Origin of the sequence: Actinokineospora sp. NBRC 105648 (genome assembly GCF_030269645.1) — a bacterium.
Lineage (GTDB): Bacteria > Actinomycetota > Actinomycetes > Mycobacteriales > Pseudonocardiaceae > Actinokineospora.
The window spans coordinates 122,617-144,202 of sequence record NZ_BSTR01000014.1; the positions used below are offsets into that span (position 1 = coordinate 122,617).

The 21,586-nt window shown below is 72.1% G+C and carries 18 protein-coding genes; 9 read left to right on the forward strand and 9 right to left on the reverse strand.

What is annotated here, in order from left to right:
- Positions 1-43: 43 nt before the first annotated feature.
- The 3 genes from QSK30_RS15440 to QSK30_RS15450 form a co-directional block, all read right to left on the reverse strand.
- Positions 44-835, reverse strand: a complete 792-nt coding sequence (locus QSK30_RS15440; RefSeq protein WP_285503425.1) for a SigB/SigF/SigG family RNA polymerase sigma factor — start codon at positions 833-835, stop codon at positions 44-46.
- Complete coding sequence (locus QSK30_RS15445) at positions 832-1,281, reverse strand: hypothetical protein (RefSeq protein WP_285503427.1); 450 nt, start codon at positions 1,279-1,281, stop codon at positions 832-834. The genes QSK30_RS15440 and QSK30_RS15445 overlap by 4 nt, the downstream gene beginning before the upstream one ends.
- A 104-nt stretch (positions 1,282-1,385) precedes the next feature.
- Positions 1,386-1,865, reverse strand: a complete 480-nt coding sequence (locus tag QSK30_RS15450) for an ANTAR domain-containing protein (protein WP_285503429.1) — start codon at positions 1,863-1,865, stop codon at positions 1,386-1,388.
- A 383-nt stretch (positions 1,866-2,248) separates the two neighbouring features.
- Here QSK30_RS15450 and QSK30_RS15455 point away from each other — a divergent pair, with 383 nt between their 5' ends.
- The 6 genes from QSK30_RS15455 (at position 2,249) to QSK30_RS15480 (ending at position 8,954) form a co-directional block, all read left to right on the forward strand.
- Complete coding sequence (locus QSK30_RS15455) at positions 2,249-2,545, forward strand: iron-sulfur cluster biosynthesis protein (RefSeq protein ID WP_285503430.1); 297 nt, start codon at positions 2,249-2,251, stop codon at positions 2,543-2,545.
- A gap of 109 nt (positions 2,546-2,654) precedes the next feature.
- The gene (locus tag QSK30_RS15460) at positions 2,655-3,173 is read left to right on the forward strand and encodes a hypothetical protein (RefSeq protein WP_285503431.1); all 519 of its coding nucleotides are present in this window, start codon (positions 2,655-2,657) and stop codon (positions 3,171-3,173) included.
- 24 nt (positions 3,174-3,197) lie between these two features.
- Positions 3,198-4,598 (forward strand): dihydrolipoyl dehydrogenase, encoded by a 1,401-nt coding sequence (gene lpdA / locus QSK30_RS15465; protein ID WP_285503432.1) that lies wholly within the window; start codon positions 3,198-3,200, stop codon positions 4,596-4,598.
- A 150-nt stretch (positions 4,599-4,748) separates the two neighbouring features.
- Entirely contained in the window at positions 4,749-5,213 is a 465-nt protein-coding gene (locus tag QSK30_RS15470) for a DUF7933 domain-containing protein (protein ID WP_285503433.1), read from the forward strand.
- Between the two features lie 179 nt (positions 5,214-5,392).
- Positions 5,393-7,024 carry a choice-of-anchor P family protein gene (locus tag QSK30_RS15475; protein ID WP_285503434.1) on the forward strand — a complete coding sequence of 544 codons (1,632 nt, stop codon included), beginning with the start codon at positions 5,393-5,395 and terminating at the stop codon, positions 7,022-7,024.
- Between the two features lie 40 nt (positions 7,025-7,064).
- Positions 7,065-8,954, forward strand: a complete 1,890-nt coding sequence (locus tag QSK30_RS15480; protein ID WP_285503450.1) for a tetratricopeptide repeat protein — start codon at positions 7,065-7,067, stop codon at positions 8,952-8,954.
- Here the strand turns inward: QSK30_RS15480 and QSK30_RS15485 are convergent.
- From QSK30_RS15485 to gltB, 3 genes are all read right to left on the reverse strand, one after another.
- A complete protein-coding gene (locus tag QSK30_RS15485; RefSeq protein ID WP_285503435.1) occupies positions 8,948-9,118 on the reverse strand; it encodes a hypothetical protein in 171 nt (56 codons plus the stop codon). The genes QSK30_RS15480 and QSK30_RS15485 overlap by 7 nt on opposite strands.
- Positions 9,119-9,237: 119 nt before the next feature.
- Complete coding sequence (locus QSK30_RS15490) at positions 9,238-10,704, reverse strand: glutamate synthase subunit beta (RefSeq protein ID WP_285503436.1); 1,467 nt, start codon at positions 10,702-10,704, stop codon at positions 9,238-9,240.
- Positions 10,697-15,214: a glutamate synthase large subunit gene (gene gltB / locus QSK30_RS15495; protein ID WP_285503437.1), complete on the reverse strand. Its 4,518-nt coding sequence runs from the start codon at positions 15,212-15,214 to the stop codon at positions 10,697-10,699. The genes QSK30_RS15490 and gltB overlap by 8 nt, the downstream gene beginning before the upstream one ends.
- A 487-nt stretch (positions 15,215-15,701) precedes the next feature.
- On the opposite strand from gltB, the gene QSK30_RS15500 reads away from it, so the two are divergent.
- Positions 15,702-16,142 (forward strand): FxsA family protein, encoded by a 441-nt coding sequence (locus QSK30_RS15500; RefSeq protein WP_285503438.1) that lies wholly within the window; start codon positions 15,702-15,704, stop codon positions 16,140-16,142.
- A gap of 57 nt (positions 16,143-16,199) precedes the next feature.
- Here the strand turns inward: QSK30_RS15500 and QSK30_RS15505 are convergent, their stop codons facing one another.
- A complete protein-coding gene (locus QSK30_RS15505; RefSeq protein WP_285503439.1) occupies positions 16,200-16,508 on the reverse strand; it encodes a hypothetical protein in 309 nt (102 codons plus the stop codon).
- Between the two features lie 46 nt (positions 16,509-16,554).
- Between QSK30_RS15505 and QSK30_RS15510 the strand changes: the two genes are divergently transcribed.
- Positions 16,555-17,199 carry a TetR/AcrR family transcriptional regulator gene (locus QSK30_RS15510; RefSeq protein WP_285503441.1) on the forward strand — a complete coding sequence of 215 codons (645 nt, stop codon included), beginning with the start codon at positions 16,555-16,557 and terminating at the stop codon, positions 17,197-17,199.
- Positions 17,200-17,304: 105 nt separating this feature from the next.
- Entirely contained in the window at positions 17,305-17,841 is a 537-nt protein-coding gene (locus tag QSK30_RS15515) for a superoxide dismutase (RefSeq protein ID WP_285503442.1), read from the forward strand.
- A 3-nt stretch (positions 17,842-17,844) separates the two neighbouring features.
- Here QSK30_RS15515 and QSK30_RS15520 read toward each other — a convergent pair whose 3' ends face one another.
- Together QSK30_RS15520 and QSK30_RS15525 are read right to left on the reverse strand one after the other, a co-directional pair.
- Positions 17,845-18,675 (reverse strand): NUDIX domain-containing protein, encoded by an 831-nt coding sequence (locus tag QSK30_RS15520; protein ID WP_285503443.1) that lies wholly within the window; start codon positions 18,673-18,675, stop codon positions 17,845-17,847.
- Between the two features lie 4 nt (positions 18,676-18,679).
- Positions 18,680-21,181: a DEAD/DEAH box helicase gene (locus tag QSK30_RS15525; RefSeq protein WP_285503444.1), complete on the reverse strand. Its 2,502-nt coding sequence runs from the start codon at positions 21,179-21,181 to the stop codon at positions 18,680-18,682.
- Positions 21,182-21,586 lie beyond the last annotated feature (405 nt).

Below are 21,586 nucleotides of genomic sequence, written 5' to 3' on the forward strand. Positions count from 1 at the left end.
TCGTCGGCTCCAGTGTGGACCATCCGACCCAGTTGGGCGCTGTTCAGCTGTCCTCGGTGACCAAACCCGCACGCAGCGTCTCCAGGGTGCGGGCCAGCAGCCTGGACACGTGCATCTGCGAGACGCCGATCTTCTCGGCGATCTGGGTCTGGGTCATGTTCTTGAAGAACCGCAGCATCAGGATGCGCCGCTCGCGCTCCGGGAGCCGCTCGATCAGCGGGCGCAGCGACTCGTGGTCCTCGATGCCCAGCAGCGCCGAGTCGTCCTCACCCAGGGTGTCGGCCAGCTGGTCGGAGTCGGGGTCACCCGAGGACAGCGCCTCGTCCAGGGACACCGACTGGTACACCTGCCCGGCCTCCAAGCCCTCGTAGACCTCCTCCCGGCTCATGTCCAGGTGGGTGGCGATCTCGCTCGGCGTCGGCGCCCGCCCCAGCCGCTGGGACAGCTCGTTGCTGGCGGCGCTAATGGTGAGGTGCAGCTCTTTGAGCCTGCGCGGCACCCGCACCGACCAGGCCGTGTCGCGGAAGTACCGGCGGACCTCACCCATGATGGTGGGGACGGCGAAAGACAGGAAGTCGATACCACGGGAGGGGTCGAACCGGTCGACGGCGTGGATCAGCCCGACCGTGGCCACCTGGGACAGGTCCTCCCTGGCCACGCCGCGGTGGGCGAAGCGCATGGCGATGTGCTCGGCCAGCGGCAGGTGGCCGGTGACCAGCTTGTCCCGCACGGCCTCGCGCCGCCCGTCGTCCTCGGGCAGCCCGACCAGCTCGACGAAGAGCGGTGCCAGGTGGCTGTACTCGTGCCCGGATGTCGTCTGCGCGCCCGTGCTCACCCGGTGCCCGCCGTCCGGCCGCGCACGATCGAGATGCACACGCTGTGACTGCCCCCCGGCCCCGGCCGGACCTCGCAGCCCACGTGCTGGGTCAGCGTCGTGAGGACCTGCCAACCGAACGAGCTCGTGTCCGGCACCGCCCCCGGGCGGGCGTCCACCGACGCCTCGAACGAGACCCGCGGACCACCGACGCCGAACACGCAGTCCACCGTCGCGCCCGGTACCGCCAGCCCGATCAGCGTCGAGCACACCTCGTCCACCGCCAGGATGAGGTCGGAGACGGCGTCGAGGTCCTGGTCGAGCAGCGTGGCGAGGGTGCCCGCCACCGACCGCACGACCGGCAGGTTCGCCAGACTGGCGGGGACCCGGAGCTCGACGCGCTCGCCGACGGGCGGGAAGTCGGGGGCGTGCTCGCCCCCGGTACCGAGGTCGTCGCTCTCGGTCATCGGCGCGGGGTTCCGGTCATGCCCACCACGTACCCCGGATCGGCCCGCCGGACACCTGCGCGTTCGGGTGGCTCCCATCTCACGCCTCCTCTCGCCTGGCCCGGCTACCGCGGGCGCTGCCCGTCCGCGATCGGTCCGAGCACCTCGTACGGCGGCACCCAGCCCTGTTCGACCAGGACCCGGTACAGGTCGTACACCGCCCGTTCGAGCTCCGCCGGTTCACCCTCCGCCGCGGCCAGCGCGCGCGCCGCGTCGAGCAGCGCCTCGTCCAGCCGCATCGGCTCGGCGCCCGGGTCGCCGTCGTGCTCCTCGGCCGCGGTGTTGCGCCGCAGGTAGGCGTCCAGCGGCTCAACGGCGGGTTCGGTGAACATGCCGACCACCAGGTGCGCCACCCGGTGGAGCTTGGTGTTGTACTGCTGCGACAGTCGCACGAGCGCGTCGAAGGCCTCCTTCGGCGAGCAGCGCCGCAGCACCACGAGCACACCCATCGCCTGCTCGATGGTGGCACGGGTGCGCAGCGCGCGCCGCAGACCATCCAACTCGGACTGCAACTTGGCGACCCGCGGGTTCGGGTCCAGGCTCACCGGCGCCCTCCGGCCCGCCCCGGCGGTCTCCGCACCGCGCTGCCCATGACGGTTCCTCCCGGTCCGCGTCCAACTCGTCGGCCCCCTGAAACGAGATCCGGGGGGTGTCCGCGCTGGCGAGGAGGACGCGAGAGCAACCGCGCCGTCATCCGGCGGGGTAGGGCAGCACGCAGCCTCCTCGCTTCCCGCGAGTGCCGGGCGGTGACAGGTGGTGTCGCCCCCGGCGTGCTGCGGCTGCTTGCTCAACCGCTACCGGAGCACTCTAAAGATCACGCCGGCGGCACCACAAGGCAGGGTCCGCCTCCCACCCGGCGGGGCGTGCGCACGGCCCCTACGGTGGACGCGCAAGCCGCACGGGCAGGTGACACGGAAAGGGGCCGGACATGCTGGCGGTGACTGAGGCGGCGGCCGACGCGATCAGCGCGCTCACGGCGCAGGACGGGATCTCCGAGCAGGGCGGGCTGCGGTTCACCCTGGTGACCCCGGAGGTGTCGGACACCCCGCTCGCGGTGGCGCTGGCGCCCGAGCCGGTCGACGGCGACGAGGTCGTCACGGCGAGCGCGGGCGCCCAGGTGTTCCTCGAGCCGGGCGCGGCGGAGCTGTTGTCGGACAAGGTGCTCGACGTGGCGCAGGACGCCGACGGGCAGCTGAACTTCGCGGTGCTGGAGCAGGGCGACTGACAGCGTTGGAGCGCGGCGACTGACAGTGGTGTGATCTGCGCCAACGAGTGATTGAAACCACCTGACCCGGGTATCCCCCTCTGGGGCGAATTGGACTCGGGAGGCGGATGTGCGACAGCTGAGCCGAATCACGGTGACCGCGGCGCCATTGTGGCGGGGACTCGACTACGGGCCCGCCGTCGTGGTGTTGGCGCCCTCGGAAACCAGACCGGCCGAGTTGCCCATCGCCTGGCAGCCGCTGGAGCAGTGCTACCAAATCGCCTGGTGCGCCGTGCCCGATGGCGTGGAGTCCCTCGACCGGGTCGAGGACGTGCTGGAGACGTTGGCGGACCGCAACATCCGCACCCACCTGGTCGCGCACACCTCATTGCGGGACGTGGCGGCGCGGATCGTGGCCGAGTTCCCCGACATCGTGCGCTCGCTGGTCCTGGTGGGCCCGGGCCGGGTGTCCGAGCCGACCGGGGTCCGCACCCGCCGGGTCACCGCTGGCGAGCTGACCAGCCCCGAGGCGGTGCGCGAGATCGCCGCCGTGGTGGAGCGCGGGGAGACCGCGAACGTGCGGCTGAGCCTTCCCGGTGACGACCGGATCACCCTCGGCAGGCTCCGGGTGGAGGTCGGCCGGCGCTGACCCGGCGCAACTATCGTGGGGGCCATGAGCACACACTTCGACGTCGTGGTCCTCGGCGCCGGTCCGGGCGGGTACGTCGCCGCGATCCGGGCGGCCCAGCTCGGCAAGTCGGTCGCGGTCATCGAGGAGCGCTACTGGGGCGGTGTTTGCCTCAACGTGGGCTGCATCCCGTCCAAGGCGCTCCTGCGCAACGCCGAGCTGGCGCACATCCTCACCCACGAGACCAAGACGTTCGGCATCCAGGTCGACGGCTCGATCAGCCTCGACTACGGGATCGCCTACCAGCGCAGCCGCACCGTGGCCGAGGGCCGCGTCAAGGGTGTGCACTACCTGATGAAGAAGAACGGCATCACCCAGCTCAACGGGTGGGGCAAGTTCACCGACGCGAACACCCTCGAGGTCGCGCTGACCGACGGCGGCACCGAGACCGTCACCTTCGACAACGCGATCATCGCCGCGGGCGCGACCACTCGGCTGCTGCCGGGCACCTCGCTGTCCGAGCGCGTGGTCACCTACGAGGAGCAGATCCTCTCCGACGAGCTGCCGGAGAGCATCGTGATCGCCGGGGCGGGCGCCATCGGCGTCGAGTTCGCCTACGTGCTGCACAACTACGGCGTCAAGGTCACCATCGTCGAGTTCCTCGACCGGATCGTGCCGCTGGAGGACGAAGAGGTCTCCAAGGAGCTGGCCCGCCGGTACAAGCGGCTGGGCGTCGAGGTGCGCACCGGGACCCGCGTGGAGTCGATCGATGACTCCGGCGCCAAGGTGAGGGTCACCGTGTCCAAGGGTGACCAGCAGGAGGTCATCGAGACCGACAAGGTGCTGCAGGCGATCGGCTTCGCGCCCCGGGTGGAGGGCTACGGCCTGGAGAACACCGGCGTCCGGCTCACCGAGCGCGGCGCGATCGACATCGACGGCCGCTGCCGCACCTCGGTCGAGCACATCTACGCCATCGGCGACGTCACCGCCAAGCTGATGCTGGCGCACGCCGCGGAGTCGATGGGCGTCATCGCGGCCGAGACGCTCGCGGGCGCGGAGACCATGGAGCTGGACTACGCGATGATCCCGCGGGCGACCTACTGCCAGCCGCAGATCGCCAGCTTCGGCTACACCGAGGCGCAGGCGCGGGAGAAGGGCTACGACGTCCAGGTCGCGAAGTTCCCGTTCACCGCCAACGCCAAGGCGCACGGGCTGGGCGACCCGGTCGGCTTCGTGAAGCTGATCAGCGACAAGGAGCACGGCGAGCTGGTCGGCGGGCACCTGATCGGGCCCGAGGTCACCGAGCTGCTGCCCGAGCTGACCCTGGCCCAGCAGTGGGACCTGACGGTGCACGAGCTGGCGCGCAACGTGCACGCGCACCCGACGCTCGGCGAGGCGGTCAAGGAGGCCCTGCACGGGCTGGCCGGGCACATGATCAACATGTGAGCACGGGGGTCTGTCGTCGCTCGAACGGGTGACGACAGACCCTCCACTGTTGGGTGAAATCGCAGGTCATTGTCGGTCTGAGACGAACATTGTACGGCGTGCGGCGTTACCGTGGGGCGGTCCCGGACACCCACTGAGGGGATTTCTCCCATGCGCAAGCTCCTCGCCGTCGCCGCCGTGGCCGCCGCGCTCACCGCGGCCACCGCCGTTCCCGCCGCGGCCGCCGTGGACCCCGGCCTCGGCGTCGCCTACGGCGCCGCCCTGGTCCCGGTGAACACCCGGCAGTCGCTGGTCTTCACCGCCACGAACTCCGATACCCTGGGCGCGGTGGCGTTCACCTTCAGCCTGAACGTGCCCGCCAACGTCCGGCTCACCGACACCCCGGCCAGCACCACCTGCCCCGGCGGTACGGTCACCGCGGTGGCCAACACCCGGGCCGTCACCGCCAGCGGCAACCTGGACCCGGGCCAGGTCGCGTGCACGGTGACCGTGTCGGTGACCAGCTCGGTCGCGGGCCGGTACACGACCTGCGCGGCCGACTTCTCCAACCTGGTCGGGCTGACCCCGCCCGCGACCTGCGCGTCGATCCGCTTCGCGGGCGGCGGCGGTTCCTGAAGCCGCTGATCGAGTGACCCGACCCAGCGGTGCGCGCACCGCTGGGTCGCGCGCGTTCACCGGCGGGGTGAACCTGTGCGGCCGACCGGTCAGAGTCGGGCACGGTCGGTGAACGCGACACCGGTCCTCCGCGATGCTCCCCCTGGCCCGAGTCCCGGGCCGCTGAGGAGGAGCTTCGCATGCGCAGACTCTCCGCACTGCTCCCGGTCGTCGCGATCGCCGGGGCGTCCCTGGTCGTGATGGGTCAACCCGCCGCCGCCGCGCCCGGCGTGCCGCGCGACCCGGTGGCGGTGTTCGCCGAGGACTTCGAGAACGGCCAAGGTGCCACCCCGGTCCTGGTCGACGCCTACACCGGCGCCCCGCCGGTGAGCCAGACCTACACCGCCGACCCGGCCTGGCTCACCGCGTGCAACGGCTACCTGGCCGCGCGGCAGCAGGTTACGGCGCCGTCCGGGTGCGCGGCCTCGCTGTGGCCCACGATGCGGAACCTGGCGGCGGCGCTGGGCCAGTTCGCGGGCGCCGACCCGGAGGCCAACCACGCCGTCACCGCCTACACCGCGGGCAACCCGGGGGCGAACAAGACCGAGCTGCGCTCGCTGGCGCCGATCCCGTTGGCCACCGGCAACCGGTTCCTGACCTTCGGCGTCGACACCGCCGCGATCAGCTGCCAGGTCGCCCACCCGCTGCTCCAGTTCTACCTCCTCGACGGCGTGACCCGGGTTCCCACGTTCAGCTCGGCCATCGACCCGTGCAACCAGTACGACACGACCATCGGCGGTGCCCGGGTCGGTCGCGCGGAGAGCGACGCGCCGGTGCTGTTCGCCGGGTCTGCGGTGGGTCTGGAGCTGGTGAACGCCCAGGGCAGCGGCACCGGCAACGACTTCGCCCTCGACAAGGTGCGGTTGCTCGACGTCACCCCGGCGTTGGACCTGGTGGCCACCGCCTCGCCCGTGCCGGTCGGGTCGACCGCGACGCTGACGTTCACGGTCACCAACACCACCGAGCTGGCGGTCAAGAACGGCTGGTCCTTCACCGCCGCGCTGCCCGCGGGGCTCACCGCCACGGCACCGGCGACCACCGACTGCGCCGGGACCGTGGCAGGTCTGACCGTCACCGGTTCGCTCACCGCGGGCCAGGTGTCGTGCTCGGTGACGATCCCGGTCACCGCCGCCACGGCGGGCACCTACCGCACCTGCGTGCCCACGGTGCTGGGCCTGGACGCTCCCGCGTGCGCGGCCGTCAGGTTCGTCCCGCCCGCCTACGTCTTCGACGCGCACGCCTACGGCGCCAAGGTGATCACCGTCGGCCCGCTCGGGGCCTCGGACGTGACGTGCTCCGCCGCTCCGGCGACGGACACCGACGCGCTGCTCGACACCCCGGTCCCGACCGGCACGTTGGGCGTGCTGACGACCAGCGCGTCCGGTGTCGAGGACGCCCTCGGTCGCCGCACGGCGTCGGCCTCGGCCCGGACGACCGGCGTCTCGCTGCTCAGTGGCCTGATCACCGCGGACCTCATTGAGGCGACGGCGGTAACGGCCTCGTCCGGAACGGGCGCGGTGACCGCCACCGGCACGGCGACGATCGGGGCGCTGCGGGTCGCGGGCGTGCCGGTGGTGAACCCGCCGCCGAACCTGGCGATCACCATCCCGCTGGTGGCGAGCGTGGTGGTCAACGAGCAGGTGCCCTACGGGACCGGGATCCGGGTGAACGCCCTGCACGTGCGGCTGCTGACCGGGGTGGACATCGTGATCAGCTCGGCGCGGTCGGCGCTGACGCCGCCGGGCGGGACCTGCCCGGGTGGGGGTTCGTAGCGCTGGTCGACAATGTCGCCGGGCGAGGTGAGGGGTGCGGATGGCCCGGTGGGCGTTGGCAGCGGTGGCGGCGGTGCTCGCGGGCGCCGCCGCCGTCGTGAAGGTGGCGGGGTACGAGCACTGGACCTGGCTGGCGGTGTCGGCGGCGGTGGTCGGGCTGGTCGCGGCCATCCCGGCGAAGCTGCTGATGGGTCAGCTGGAACGGGCGGACAAGCGGCGCGACGACCGCCGGGTGGAGATCGCCGCGGCGGCGGTGCGGGTGCGGGTCGAGTCGATCACCGACCCGACGGTGCTCGGCGTGCACCGGGCGCTGGGTTCGCAGCCGGACGGGGTGCCCACCTACGTGCCCCGGGACCGGCACGAGGACGTGGTCGCGGCGTTGCGGCCCGGTGGTTTCGTGTTGGTGGTGGGGGATTCCGCGGCGGGCAAGTCGCGGCTGGCGTTCGAGGCGATCGCCCAGGTGTTGGCCAGGCACACGCTGCTGCACCCCGAGCCCGCCGGGCTCGCCGTGGCCGTCGAGGAGATGGCCGAGACGCGGGACGCGGTGCTGTGGCTGGACGACCTGGAGCGGTTCCTGGGCGCGCTGACCCCGACCGCGGTCACCCGGCTGCTCGGTGGTGACGGTCATCGCCGGGTGATCGTCGCGACGGTGCGGCTCCAGGAGCTCAACGCGCTCGACGCGGAGTCGGACCGGACGCAGCTTGAGGGGCGCCGCCGGTTGCTGGCGATGGCCACGAGGATCAGGGTGGAGCGGGCGTTCAGCCCGGGGGAGTTGGAGCGCGCCCGCAACCGGGCGCAGGACTCCCGGATCGCCGAGGCGTTGGAGCACGTCGAGGACTACGGGGTGGCGGAGTACCTGGCCGCCGGGCCGCAGTTGTTGCAGCGCTGGGAAGACGGCCACGCCGCCGGTACGCATGCCCGGGGCGCGGCCCTCGTCGCGGCGGCCATCGACTGCCGCCGGGCGGGCTACCGCTCAGCCCTGCCGGTGGCGCTGCTGAACGACCTGCATGAGCGCTACCTGTTGCCCGCGCGGCAGTCCCGGCCTGAGGAGCTGGAAGCGGCTTGGACGTGGGCGACCACGCCGTGGCGGGACACCGTGGCGCTGCTGGAACTCGACTCGGGCGCGGTGACGGTGTTCGACTACCTCGTCGACCACGTCCAGCGCACCAAGCCACCGGACGCCCTCCCGGCTGAGGAGGTCTTGCGGATCGCCGTGGCGCACGCGGATGCCGCCGACTGCACCTCGGTCGGCACCGCTGCCTACGAGGCGGGCAGGTTGTCCCTGGCCCACGACGCCTTCGTGCGCGCGACCGCGCTGCACACCGCCACGGCCGGTCCGGACCACCTGACCACCTTGATCAGCCGGAACAGCGTGGCGATGACCCTGCGCCGCCTCGACCGCCTGCCGGAGGCGGACCAGGAGAACCGCGCGGTACTCGAGGCGTTCACCCGACTGCTCGGCGCCGAGCACCTGTACACGTTGACCAGCCGGAACAACCTGGCCTTGGTGCTGATCGCCCAGGGGCGCTCGGCGGAGGCCGAACAGGAACTCCGCGCGGTGCTCGCGGTCCAGGTCCGCAAGTGGGGACCGGGGCACCCGAACGCGTTGGGCAGCCGCAACAACCTCGCCGCCGCGCTGCGCGGCCTCGGGCGGTTCGAGGAGGCCGTGCGCGAACACCGGGCGGGGTGGGAGGAGTGCGTGCGGGTGCTCGGCGCCGAGGACCCGTACACGCTGGTCGCCCGCAGCAACGTGGCGCTGGTGCTGACCGACCTCGGTCGGCTGGAAGAGGCCGAGCAGGAGTACCTGGCCGTCGAGGCGGCCCGGGTGCGTGTGCTCGGTGCCGGGCACCCCGACACCCAGACGACCCGGAGCAGGCTGGCCGAGCTGCGGGAGGCGATCGCCGAGGACCGCCCGCCGGACCCTCAGTAGCCCTCGTGCCGGTCGCGGGCGTCGTAGGCGAGGTCGGCGTAGTCGTGGGCGGGCTCGGTCTCCTTGAGCTCGACCAGGTCCGCCGGGAGGACCCGGGCGGGCAGCTCGCCGAAGCGCGCGTGGCGGAGGAAGGCGAGCTCCTCGTCGGTGAAGTTCTCGGGCATGCCGCCAGTGTGCGGGGTGGATCGGGTAGCTGACAAGGAAAGGCAGCTGACGGGAGAAGAACGGCCCGCGAGCGCCATTGCTCGCGGGCCGTTGCCTGTGGTGTTGCCGCTGGGGAGCCCTAGACCAGCGGTCGGTCCGTGGGCTCGATCGGGCGGGGGAGTGACTCCACGCCAGTCAGGTAGGCGTCGACGCCCGCGGCGGCCGAGCGGCCCTCGGCGATCGCCCACACGATCAAGGACTGGCCGCGGCCCATGTCGCCCGCCACGAAGACGCCCTCGACCGTGGTCTGGAAGTCGCGGGTGCGGGTGACGTTGCCGCGCTGGTCGAGGTCGACGCCCAGGTCCGCCAGCAGCCCGGCGCGCTCCGGGCCGACGAAGCCCATCGCCAGGGTGACCAGGTCGGCCGGGATCTCCCGGTCCGAGCCGGGGACCGGCTGGAAGCGGCCGTCCACCAGCGCCACCTCGGCCAGCCGCAGCGCCCGCACGTTCCCGGCGCCGTCGCCGAGGAACTCCGTGGTGGACACCGAGTACACCCGGGAGCCGCCCTCCTCGTGCGCCGAGGTGACCCGGTAGAGCATCGGGTACGTCGGCCACGGGTTGGCCTCCGCCCGCGCCTGCGGCGGCCGGGGCATGATCTCCAGCTGGGTGACCGACGCCGCGCCCTGGCGGTGGGCGGTGCCCACGCAGTCCGCGCCGGTGTCGCCGCCGCCGATGACCACGACGTGCTTGCCCTCGGCGTGGATGGGGGAGCGGTCGAGCTCGCCCGCGGCCACCTTGTTCGCGGGCGGCAGGTACTCCATCGCCTGGTACACCCCCGCCAGCTCGCGGCCGGGGATCGGCAGGTCGCGCCACGCCGTGGCACCGCCCGCGAGCACCACCGCGTCGTAGGAGGCGCGCAGCGAGTCCGCCGTGACGTCCACGCCGACGTGCACGCCGGTGCGGAACTCGGTGCCCTCGGCCCGCATCTGGTCGAGGCGGCGGTCCAGCCGGGCCTTCTCCATCTTGAACTCGGGGATGCCGTAGCGCAGCAGCCCGCCGATCGCGTCGGCGCGCTCGAGCACCACCACGTCGTGGCCCGCGCGGGTCAGCTGCTGGGCCGCGGCCAGCCCGGCCGGGCCGGACCCGACCACGGCGACCTTCTTGCCGGTGCGCACCGCGGGGACCTGCGGGGCGATCCAGCCCTCGGCCCAGGCGCGGTCGACGATCGAGATCTCCACCCGCTTGATCGACACCGGGTCGTCGTTGATGCCCAGCACGCAGGCCGACTCGCAGGGCGCCGGGCACAGCGTGCCGGTGAACTCCGGGAAGTTGTTGGTCGCGTGCAGCCGCTCGGCCGCCCGCCGCCAGTCGTCCCGCCACACCAGCGTGTTCCACTCCGGCACCAGGTTGCCCAGCGGACAACCCTGGTGGCAGAACGGGATCCCGCAGTCCATGCAGCGGCCCGCCTGCTCCCTGCCCTTCCCGGCGCGGAACTCGGCGGTGCTGTCCTCCTCGTAGACCTCGCGCCAGTCCTTGAGGCGCAAGAAGACCGGGCGGGTCGGCGCGTTCTCGCGCCGGGTGGTCAGAAAGCCCTTGGGGTCAGCCATGTGCGGCCTCCATGATCGCCTGGTCGATGTCGCGGCCCTCGGCCTCGGCGGCCGCCTGGGCGGCGAGCACCCGCTTGTAGTCGGTGGGCATCACCTTGGTGAAGCGGCCGACCTGGTCGTCCCAGTCGGCCAGCAGCGCGCGGGCCACCGCGGAGTCGGTCTCGGTCAGGTGCCGGGTGACGACCTCGCGCAGGAAGTCGCCGTCGGCCGCGGTGAGCGGGTCGAGGTCGACCATCTCCGGGTTGACCCGGGCCCGCGCCAGGTCGAGCACGTAGGCGATGCCGCCGGACATGCCCGCGGCGAAGTTGCGCCCGGTCGGGCCGAGCACGACGACCCGGCCGCCGGTCATGTACTCGCAGGCGTGGTCGCCCACGCCCTCGACGACGGCCAGCGCGCCGGAGTTGCGCACGCAGAACCGCTCGCCGACCTTGCCGCGCAGGAAGACCTCGCCCGAGGTCGCGCCGTAGGCGATGACGTTGCCCGCGATGACGTGCTGCTCGGCGGCGAACCGCGCCCCCGGGTGCGGCCGCACCGTGACCCGGCCGCCGGAGAGGCCCTTGGCCACGTAGTCGTTGCCGTCGCCGACCAGCCGCAGGGTGATGCCGCGCGGCAGGAACGCGCCGAACGACTGGCCCGCGGTGCCGGTGAAGGTCACGTCGATGGTGTCGTCGGGCAGGCCCTCGCCGCCCCAGCGCCGGGTCACCTCGGAGCCGAGCATGGTGCCCACGGTCCGGTTGACGTTGCGCACCGGCAGTTCCAGCCGCACCTTGTCGCCCGCGGCGAGCGCGCCCTCGGCGAGCTGGATCAGCGTGTTGTCCAGCGCCTTGGCGAGCCCGTGGTCCTGCGCGACGGCCTGGTGGCGCACCGCGCGCGGGGCCAGCTCGGGCACGTGGAAGATCGGCGTGAGGTCGAGCCCGGCCGCCTTCCAGTGGTCGACCGCGGCGCGGGTGTCGAGCAGCTCGGCGTGGCCGACGGCCTCCTGGATCGAGCGGAAGCCCAGTGCGGCCAGGTACTCGCGCACCTCCTGGGCGAGGAACTCGAAGAAGTTGACGACGTACTCGGCCTTGCCGCTGAACTTGGCGCGCAGCACCGGGTTCTGCGTGGCGACGCCGACCGGGCAGGTGTCGAGGTGGCAGACGCGCATCATCACGCAGCCCGACACCACCAGCGGCGCGGTCGCGAAGCCGAACTCCTCGGCGCCCAGCAGCATGGCCACCACGACGTCGCGGCCGGTCTTGAGCTGGCCGTCGGCCTGCACCACGATCCGGTCGCGCAGCCGGTTGGCCAGCAGCGTCTGCTGCGTCTCGGCCAGACCCAGCTCCCACGGGCCACCCGCGTGCTTGATCGAGGACAGCGGGGAGGCGCCGGTGCCGCCGTCGTGCCCGGAGATCAGCACCACGTCGGCGTGCGCCTTGGACACCCCGGCCGCGACCGTGCCGACACCGCTCTCGGAGACCAGCTTCACGTGGATGCGGGCCGCCGGGTTGGCGTTCTTCAGGTCGTGGATCAGCTGGGCGAGGTCCTCGATGGAGTAGATGTCGTGGTGCGGCGGCGGGGAGATGAGCCCCACGCCCGGGGTGGAGTGCCGGGTGCGGGCGATCCACGGGTACACCTTCGTGCCCGGGAGCTGCCCGCCCTCGCCGGGCTTGGCGCCCTGGGCCATCTTGATCTGGATGTCGTCGGCGTTGACCAGGTACTCGCTGGTGACGCCGAACCGACCGCTGGCGACCTGCTTGATCGCCGACCGGCGGGTCGGGTCGTAGAGCCGCTCGGGGTCCTCGCCGCCCTCGCCGGTGTTGGACTTCGCGCCCAGCCGGTTCATCGCGATCGCCAGCGTCTCGTGCATCTCCTGGGAGATCGAGCCGTAGGAGATGGCGCCGGTGCCGAACCGCTTGACGATCTCGCTGACCGGCTCGACCTCCTCGATCGGCACCGGCGGGCGCACGCCCTCCTTGAAGGCGAAGAGCCCGCGCAGCGTCTTGAGCGAGGTCGACTGGTCGTCGACCGAGCGGGTGTACTCCTTGAAGACCTCGTACTTGCCCGCCCGGGTGGAGTGCTGCAGCTTGAACACCGTCTGCGGGCTGAACAGGTGCGGCTCGCCCTCGCGGCGCCACTGGTAGTCGCCGCCGACCGCGAGCTCGCGGTGGCTCGGGTGCACGCCGTCGGCCGGGAACGCGGTGGCGTGCCGCTGCCGGACCTCCTCGGCCAGCACGTCGAAGCCGACCCCGCCCAGCCGCGACGTCGTGCCGGTGAAGCAGGCGTCGACCACCTCGGCGCCCAGGCCGAGCGCCTCGAAGATCTGCGCACCGTGGTAGGAGGCCACAGTGGACACACCCATCTTGGACATGGTCTTGCGCACGCCCTTGTTCAGCGCCTTGATCAGGTTGCGGGCGGCGGACTTCGCGTCCGCGCCCTTGACCAGACCGCGCTCGGCGAGCTCCTCGACGGTGGCCATCGCCAGGTACGGGTTGACCGCCGAGGCGCCGTAGCCGATCAGCAGCGCCACGTGGTGCACCTCGCGCGCGTCGCCGGACTCGGCGATCAGGCTGACCTGGCTGCGCGTCTTCTCGCGCACCAGGTGCTGGTGCACCGCGCCGACGAGCAGCAGCGACGGGATCGGCGCCAGCTGGTCGTCCACGCCCCGGTCCGACAGCACGATGATCCGGGCGCCGTGCCCGATCGCCCAGGACACCTCGGCGCGGATCTCGTCGAGCTGCTCGCGCAGCGCGTCACCGCCGCCGCGCACGTCGAAGCGGCCGTGCACGGTGACCGACTGGAACTCGGGCAGGTCGCCGTCGTCGTTGGCGTGCACGACCTTGGCGAGCTCGTCGTTGTCCAGCACCGGGTAGGGCAGGGTGATCCGGCGGCACGAGTCGGCGGTGCCCGCCAGCAGGTTCGGCTCGGCGCCCAGGTGGGTGCCCAGCGAGGTCACCAGCTCCTCGCGGATGGCGTCCAGCGGCGGGTTGGTGACCTGGGCGAAGAGCTGGCTGAAGTAGTCGAACACCGGCCGCTGCCGGGTGGACAGCGGCGCCAGCGGGGCGTCGTTGCCCATCGACCCGATCGGCTCCGCGCCGGTGCGGGCCATCGGCTCGAGCAGCAGCGCCAGCTCCTCCTCGGTGTAGCCGAACGCCTGCTGCCTGCGCACGAGCGAGGCGTGCGTGGGCACCTCCCGCTCGCGCGGGGGCAGCGCGGCCAGCGGCAGCAGACCCTTGGCGACCCAGTCGCCGTAGGGGTGCTCGGTGGCCAGCTCGCCCTTGATCTCGTCGTCGTCGATGATCCGCCCCTCGGCGGTGTCGACCAGGAACATCCGGCCCGGCTCCAACCGTCCCTTGCGGACGATCGTGGTCGGGTCGATGTCCAGCACGCCGACCTCGCTGGCGAGCACGACCAGGCCGTCCTCGGTGACCCAGTAGCGCGCCGGGCGCAGGCCGTTGCGGTCGAGCACGGCGCCGATCCGCGTGCCGTCGGTGAAGGCGACCAGCGCGGGCCCGTCCCACGGCTCCATCAGCGTGGAGTGGAACTCGTAGAACGCCCGGCGGGCCGGGTCCATCTCGGTGTGGTTCTCCCACGCCTCCGGGATCATCATCAGCACCGCGTGCGGCAGCGACCGCCCGCCCAGGTGCAGCAGCTCGAGCACCTCGTCGAACGAGGCCGAGTCGCTGGCGCCGCGGGTGATCACCGGGTAGATCCGCTTGAGGTCGCCGGGGACCAGGTCGCTGGCGAGCATCGACTCGCGCGCGTCCATCCAGTTCCGGTTGCCGCGCAGGGTGTTGATCTCACCGTTGTGCGCGACGTAGCGGTACGGGTGGGCCAGCGGCCAGGACGGGAAGGTGTTCGTGGAGAACCGGGAGTGCACCAGGCCGATCGAGCTGGTGACCCGCTCGTCGGACAGGTCGGGGAAGAACAGCTCCACCTGGGGCTCGGTGAGCATTCCCTTGTAGACGATCGTGCGGGCGGAAAGGGAGGCGAAGTAGAGGTCGGCGGCGTGCTCGGCGCGCTTGCGCACGCAGAACGCCAGGCGCTCCAACGCGAGCCCGGACACGCCGTCGGCGGCGGCCAGGAACAGCTGGGCGAAATACGGCATCACCTCGGCGGCCGAGGCACCCGCGTGCTCGCGGGCGACCGGCAGCTCGCGCCAGCCCAGCACGATGGCGCCCTCCTCGGCGGCCACGGCCTCGACGGTCGCGATGGTCTCGGCGCGCTCGGCCTCGTCGACCGGCAGGAAGGCGGTGCCGACCGCGTACGCGCCGGGGTCGGGGAGGGCGAACCCGGTGACGGCGCGGTAGAACGCGTCCGGCACCTGGATCAGGATGCCCGCGCCGTCGCCGGTGTCCGGCTCGGCGCCGCGGGCGCCGCGGTGTTCCAGGTTGCGCAGGGCGACGAGTGCTTTGGCGACGATGCCGTGGTCTCTGCGGCCCGCGAGGTCGGCCACGAAGGCCACCCCGCACGCGTCGTGCTCGTACTGCTCGTCGTAGAGACCACCCTTGAGGCGGTCTTGGCGGGTCGTCACAGCTAGCGGCCCTCCCCTTGCTCTGGAAGCGCGCACACGGGCGTGGCTCTGCGGAGCGGCTGGGCGGGCGTCGGCGCACGGCCCCAGCCACTCGGCCCGGTGCCGCGCGTTCGAAACGGTGCGGCGATCAATGCGGAACTACGCCCGGGCTCGGGCGGTTGAGCGCACCTCGTCGTGCGGAAAGCGGCAGCGCACCTCGTCGTGCGGCCTGATCGCGGGCGGTCCGGCCGGTGCTCCGGTGTGGAGCGGCCGTCACCCGCGCGTGGCGTTCTCCCGGGGTCATCCGGGGGTTCTCATGACAATAGTGTGAACTCGGCGTATCCGGGATAGGCCAAGAGTGCCCCGTGGTGAACACCACGTGGTGTTGACGCCGGGTCAGTGGCCGTCAGTGTAGCCCTGAGCTGGGAAAACACGAGCCCGGGAGCGAATCGGGGGGCTCGCGCGTTGTCAGGACATCCAACGAATTACCGGATCTAGGAGCGCCGCCGTGCCTGTCCTGCTGGTCCTGCTGCTGGCGATGGTCGCCGAGATCACCGTGCTGGTGACGGTGGGCAACCTCATCGGCGTCCTGCCCACCATCCTCTTGCTCATCGCGGCCACCCTCGCCGGGACGGCGCTGCTGCGCCGCGAGGGCGTCCGCACGCTCACCGCGCTGCAACAGGCGGTGTTCTCCCGCCGGGTCCCGCAGGCCGAGGTGGTCGACGGGATGCTGATCGCCGCCGCGGGCGTGCTGGTCGTGGTGCCGGGGTTCATCAGCGACGTCCTGGCCCTGTTCCTGCTGCTCCCGCCGACCCGGGCCCTGGTCCGCAAGCGGATCATCCGGCGCGCCGAGGCGGCCCGACCGGTGATCGTGGTCGACTCGGTCGTGGTGGAGCCGGAGCCGGTCCGCGAGCGCCCGGTGATCGTGATCCCCGAGGCCCGCGACTAGCCCCCTGCGCCATGGGTGGCACGGCCGGATGTCGTGCCACACGATCAGCCCGTCGGCCTAGGCCCGCTCGAGCAGCGCGCCGGTGGCGTGCAGGACCTCCAGGTGTTCGACGGTGGGCTCGCCCGGGCGCGAACCGCCGAACGCCCGGTCGACGGCGGGGTGGATCCGGTCGTCGAACGCCGTGGCGCACGCCTCCCGGGACTCCCACACGTCGATGTAGCGCAGGCCGCCGTCCGGGCGGCGCACGCACAGGTGCACCAGCTGACCGGCCAGCGGCTCCGCGCCGAGCGCGTCGATGATCTTGCGGTAGAGCGCCTCATCGATCGGGACGTCCTGGGTGTAGGCGTAGACCACGGTGGGCTCCATATTCGTCCGAACTGGATTCTGGTGAATATGGGTAAGGTTGACCCCGATGAGCGAGAACGTCAAGCGCCGCTACGACGCACCGCGACGCGCCGAGCGCGCGGCGGCCACCCGACGTGCGGTGCTGGCCGCCGCTCGGGCGCTGTTCACCGAGCGCGGGTACGCCAAGACCTCCGTCAGCGACATCGCGGAGTTGGCGGGCACCTCCGTCGACACGGTGTACGGCTCGGTCGGCCGCAAGCCGGTGCTGCTGCGGGAATTGGTGGAGTCGGCGCTGTCGGGCACCGATCACGCGGTGCCCGCGGCTGAGCGCGACTACGTGGTCCAGGTGCGCGCGGCGCGCACCGGCCGGGAGAAGATCGACCTCTACGCGGCGGCGGTCACCGGCATCCACACCCGGTTGGCGCCGGTGTTCCTCGCGCTCCGCGACGCCGCCGCGGCCGATCCGGCGTGCGCGGCCCTGTGGCGGACGATCGCCGAGCGGCGGGCGCGCAACATGCTGGACTTCGCGGCCGACCTGCGCGCCACCGGCCACCTTCGGCCGGACCTGACCGACGACGAGGTCGCGGACATCGTGTGGAGCATGAACGCGGTGGAGTACTGGGTCCTGCTGGTGCACGAACGCGGTTGGTCGCCGGACCGCTTCCGGGGGTGGATCGCCGATGCCTGGGCGCGGTCGCTGCTGGTGAGCTGAACAACTGTTGATCCGGTTGGTGGTCCAGACCAATGGTTCACCTCTTGGTGTGATCTCCTTACCAGTCGGCCGGGCGGTTGGCCGGCAACGGTCAGGATCGGCCGCATGCGAATACTCCTGAGCGTCGTCGCCGCCGTCGCGCTGACCGCGGGCGCGGTGACCCCCGCCTCGGCAGCCGGGCGGGGCGTCTTCGAGACCTACCGGCCCGGCGCGAACGCGGTCACCTACGACCCCGCCAAGGTCCCGGTCGGCGCGCGCGCCGCCGTCGCGCCGTTCGTGGCCGGCCGCAACACGGTGGTGATCCTGCTGGTGCACGGTCTGCTGCCGAACCGCCACTACGGCGCGCACGTGCACGTCAAGCCGTGCGGCGCGCTGCCTGCCGACGCGGGGCCGCACTTCCAGAACGTCGCCGACCCGGTCCAGCCCTCGGTCGACCCCGCCTACGCCAACCCGCGCAACGAGGTCTGGATCGACTTCGCCACCGACGCCAAGGGCGCGGCCATCTCGGTCACCAAGGTGCCGTGGCGCTTCGGCAAGCGGCCAGCGGCCTCGGTGATCATCCACAACGAGCACACGCACACCGGTCCCGGTGAGGCCGGCACGGCTGGTCCGCGGCTGGCGTGCCTGAACTCGACCTTCTGACCGTTAGCGCCCGAACTGGTCGAGCAGCCAGCTCGGCCCGATGACGTCCGCCCCCACCGCGGCGCACCGCGCGCGCAGCTCGCGATCCGCCGTCACGACCAGGCACGCCTGGTCGGCGAACCCGGCCGCGACCTCGACGATCGTGTCGTCGCCGCTGCCGGGCGCGGGCACCACCTCGACCCCGTCGACCGGCTCGGTGCGCCGGGTCTGGCCCTCGGTCACCAGCACGACGCGCGGGTAAGCCACGTCGAACGGCGCGAAGCCGGTGAACCCGCGCACCCGCGCGAGCGAGTCGCGGATGCGCACCGCCGCGCCCGCCCGGTCGCGCCACCAGCCGTCCGGGCGGGAGCCCATCACGTTCGCGCAGTCGACGACCAGCACCGGCTCGCGCAGGCACCCGGTCAGCCGCGGCCACGCCGCCGCGAACGGGCCGAACAGGGCCCGGCCCGCCACCTCGTCGACCGGCATCCACGCGGCGGCGTCGGTCTCCTCGTTCGCCGGGCCCACCTCGGGGGTGGACGTCATCGCGGCGATCACCGTCTCGTACACCCAGCCGCCGTGGTCCTCGCGGACCACACCGAAGGGGCGCGCCAGCGAGACGTCGAGCGTGCTCTCCTCGGCGGTCTCCCGCAGGGCCGCGGCGACGGCGTCCTCGTCGCTGTCGCGGGCGCCGCCGAACAGGCCCCACGTGTTGCCGCCCGGGGTCCACCAGCCCCGCTGCTGCAGCAGCACCTGCCCGTCGCACACCGGCAGCAGCCCCGCCGCCCCGAACCGCCCCCAGTGCGTGTGCCCGAGCCCGCACTCGACGAGCTCGTCGCCGTCGCCGCGCGCCACCGGGCTACAGCTCCCCGACCGAGGTGATGTAGACGACCGCGGTGCCCGCCTCGTCGGAGGCGGACAGGTCGATCTCGGCGGTGAAGCCCCAGTCGTGGTCGCCCGCGGGGTCCTCGAAGACCTGCCGGGCCAGCCAGCGCTCGGACTCCTGCTCGATGGTGAGCAGCGCCGGGCCGCGCGCGTCGGGACCCATGCCGATCTGGCTGTGCATGGCGAAGTACGGCTCCAGCGCGTCCTCCCAGGCGCCCGCGTCCCAGCCCGAGTCGCCGTCGAGGACGCCGAGGTCGTGGTAGGCGCGGCGGGCCGCCAGCTGCACCCGCTGGAACAGCGCGTTGCGGACCAGCACGCGGAAGGCGCGCGGGTTGCTGGTGACCGCGGGCGGGACGTCGTCGATCGGGTCGGTGGTCTCGCCGGTCTCCGGGTTGGTGAGCTTCTCCCACTCGTCGAGCAGGCTGGAGTCGACCTGGCGGACCAGCTCGCCGAGCCACTCGATCAGGTCGGTGAGCTCCTCGGTCTTGGCCTCGTCGGGGACGGTCTGGCGGACCGCGCGGTAGGCGTCGGCCAGGTAGCGCAGGACCAGGCCCTCGGACCGGGCCAGCGCGTAGAACGAGACGTACTCGGTGAAGGTCATCGCGCGCTCGTACATGTCGCGCACCACCGACTTGGGCGAGAGCTGGTGGTCGCCCACCCAGGGGTGCCCGCGCCGGTAGGTCTCGAACGCCCCGCCCAGCAGCTCCACCAGCGGCTTGGGGTGGGTGACCTGCTCGAGCAGCTCCATCCGCTGGTCGTACTCGATGCCCTCGGCCTTCATCGCCTGCACGGCCTCGCCGCGCGCCTTGTGCGCCTGCGCGGAGAGCACCTGGCGCGGGTCGTCCAAAGTGGACTCCACCACGGACAGCACGTCCAGCGGGTAGCTGGGCGACTCCCGGTCCAGCAGCTCCAGCGCGGCCAGCGCGAACGGCGAGAGCGGCTGGTTGAGGGCGAAGTCGAACTGCAGGTCCATGGTCAGCCGCACCCGGCGCCCCTGCTCGTCGGGCTCGTCGAGCTTCTCCACCACCCCGGCCGCGAGCAGCCCCCGGTAGATCGCGATCGCCCGCCGGATGTGCCGCCGCTGCGCGGGCCGGTCCTCGTGGTTGTCCTCGAGCAGGTGGCGCATCGCCGCGAAGGCGTCCCCCGGCCTGCCGATCACGTTGAGCAGCATCGAGTGGCTGACCTGGAAACTGGAGGTCAACGGCTCCGGCTCGGCGTCGCGCAGCCGCTCGAAGGTCGGCAGCCCCCAGGAGACCATCCCCTCCGGCGGCTTCCGGCGGACGAACTTGCGCCGCTTCTTCGGGTCGTCGCCGATCTTGGCCAGCGACTTCTCGTTCTCGATCACGTGCTCGGGCGCCTGCACCAGGACGGTGCCCAGCGTGTCGTAGCCCGCCCGACCCGCCCGCCCGGCGATCTGGTGGAACTCGCGCGCCTTGAGCAGCCGGGTCCGCACACCGTCGTACTTGGACAGCGCGGTGAACACGACTGTCCGGATGGGCACGTTGATGCCGACCCCGAGGGTGTCGGTACCGCACACGATCTTCATCAGCCCGGCCTGCGCCAACCGCTCGACCAGCCTGCGGTACTTGGGCAGCATGCCCGCGTGGTGCACCCCGATCCCGTGCCGCACCAGCCGGGAGAGCGTCTTGCCGAACCCCGACGAGAACCGGAAGTCCCCGATCAGCGCGGCGATCTTGTCCTTCTCCTCGCGGGTGCACACGTTGATGCTCATCAACGCCTGCGCCCGTTCCAGCGCGGCGGCCTGGGTGAAGTGCACGACGTAGACGGGGGACTGGTTGGTGGTGAGCAACTCCTCCAACGCCTCGGTCAGCGGCGTGAGCCCGAACGAGTAGAACAACGGCACCGGCCGCTCCGCCGAGGTCACCACAGCGGTGTCCCGCCCGGTCCGGCGGGTGAGGTCGTCCTTGAACCGGGCGACGTCACCGAGCGTGGCCGACATCAGCACGAACTGCACCCTGGGCAGTTCGATGATCGGGATCTGCCAGGCCCACCCGCGATCGGGCTCGGCGTAGAAGTGGAACTCGTCCATGACCACCTGGCCGACATCGGCCTCGGCACCGTCGCGCAGGGCGATGTTGGCCAGGATCTCGGCGGTGCAGCAGATGATCGGCGCACCACCGTTGACACTGGAGTCACCGGTCATCATGCCGACGTTCTCCGCACCGAACGTCTCGCACAGGGCGAAGAACTTCTCCGACACCAGCGCCTTGATGGGAGCGGTGTAGAAGCTCCGCACCCCCTGCGCCAACGCCGCGAAGTGCGCACCGGCGGCCACCAGGCTCTTCCCCGACCCGGTCGGGGTGCTGAGGATGACGTTCGCCCCCGACACGATCTCCATCAGCGCCTCTTCTTGCGCGGGATAGAGGCTGAGCCCCTGATCGGCGGCCCAGGTGGCGAAGGCGTCGAAGAGGGCGTCGGGGGAGGGGTCGGCAGGCAGCCGTGCGGTGAGCGTCATGGTGCTTCGAATCGTGCCAGGTCGACGGCGGAGGTGTGTGCTGGGCTGGCCGAGAACTGGGTGGAGGGACGGAGGGCCGTGGGGGAGGAGGGAGGTGGGAGAAGGAGAGATGCAGGGAGAAGGAGATGCGGGGAGAGTGGGATGCGTGTGGAAGGGTGCAGGGCAGGATCCCGACCCCCGCTGGCACCGCAGCGGATAGACCGACCCCGCCGGAAAGCGGCAGAATCCCGCCCCCGCTGGTACCGCAGCGGATAGACCGACCCCGCTGGAAAGCAACGCCCGTTACGGATGCTCGATCTAGTGGACTCGCTTCGTGTGGGGGGAGAGTGCCGCTAAACTTGCCGTGGGTGGGGATGCCCTTACCTGCCCTTTTCTCTCCACCGCGGTGCTCTAGGGGCCCCGCAC

What these genes read in the sequence shown, in the direction of transcription:
- QSK30_RS15490 (WP_285503436.1), bottom strand. Translation starts at nt 10,704, where the DNA reads ATGGCTGACCCCAAGGGCTTTCTGACCACCCGGCGCGAGAACGCGCCG.
- QSK30_RS15515 (WP_285503442.1), top strand. Translation starts at nt 17,305, where the DNA reads ATGCGAATACTCCTGAGCGTCGTCGCCGCCGTCGCGCTGACCGCGGGC.
- QSK30_RS15475 (WP_285503434.1), top strand. Translation starts at nt 5,393, where the DNA reads ATGCGCAGACTCTCCGCACTGCTCCCGGTCGTCGCGATCGCCGGGGCG.
- QSK30_RS15485 (WP_285503435.1), bottom strand. Translation starts at nt 9,118, where the DNA reads ATGCCCGAGAACTTCACCGACGAGGAGCTCGCCTTCCTCCGCCACGCG.
- QSK30_RS15480 (WP_285503450.1), top strand. Translation starts at nt 7,065, where the DNA reads ATGGCCCGGTGGGCGTTGGCAGCGGTGGCGGCGGTGCTCGCGGGCGCC.
- QSK30_RS15455 (WP_285503430.1), top strand. Translation starts at nt 2,249, where the DNA reads ATGCTGGCGGTGACTGAGGCGGCGGCCGACGCGATCAGCGCGCTCACG.
- QSK30_RS15445 (WP_285503427.1), bottom strand. Translation starts at nt 1,281, where the DNA reads ATGACCGAGAGCGACGACCTCGGTACCGGGGGCGAGCACGCCCCCGAC.
- lpdA (WP_285503432.1), top strand. Translation starts at nt 3,198, where the DNA reads ATGAGCACACACTTCGACGTCGTGGTCCTCGGCGCCGGTCCGGGCGGG.
- QSK30_RS15510 (WP_285503441.1), top strand. Translation starts at nt 16,555, where the DNA reads ATGAGCGAGAACGTCAAGCGCCGCTACGACGCACCGCGACGCGCCGAG.
- QSK30_RS15525 (WP_285503444.1), bottom strand. Translation starts at nt 21,181, where the DNA reads ATGACGCTCACCGCACGGCTGCCTGCCGACCCCTCCCCCGACGCCCTC.
- QSK30_RS15470 (WP_285503433.1), top strand. Translation starts at nt 4,749, where the DNA reads ATGCGCAAGCTCCTCGCCGTCGCCGCCGTGGCCGCCGCGCTCACCGCG.
- QSK30_RS15505 (WP_285503439.1), bottom strand. Translation starts at nt 16,508, where the DNA reads ATGGAGCCCACCGTGGTCTACGCCTACACCCAGGACGTCCCGATCGAT.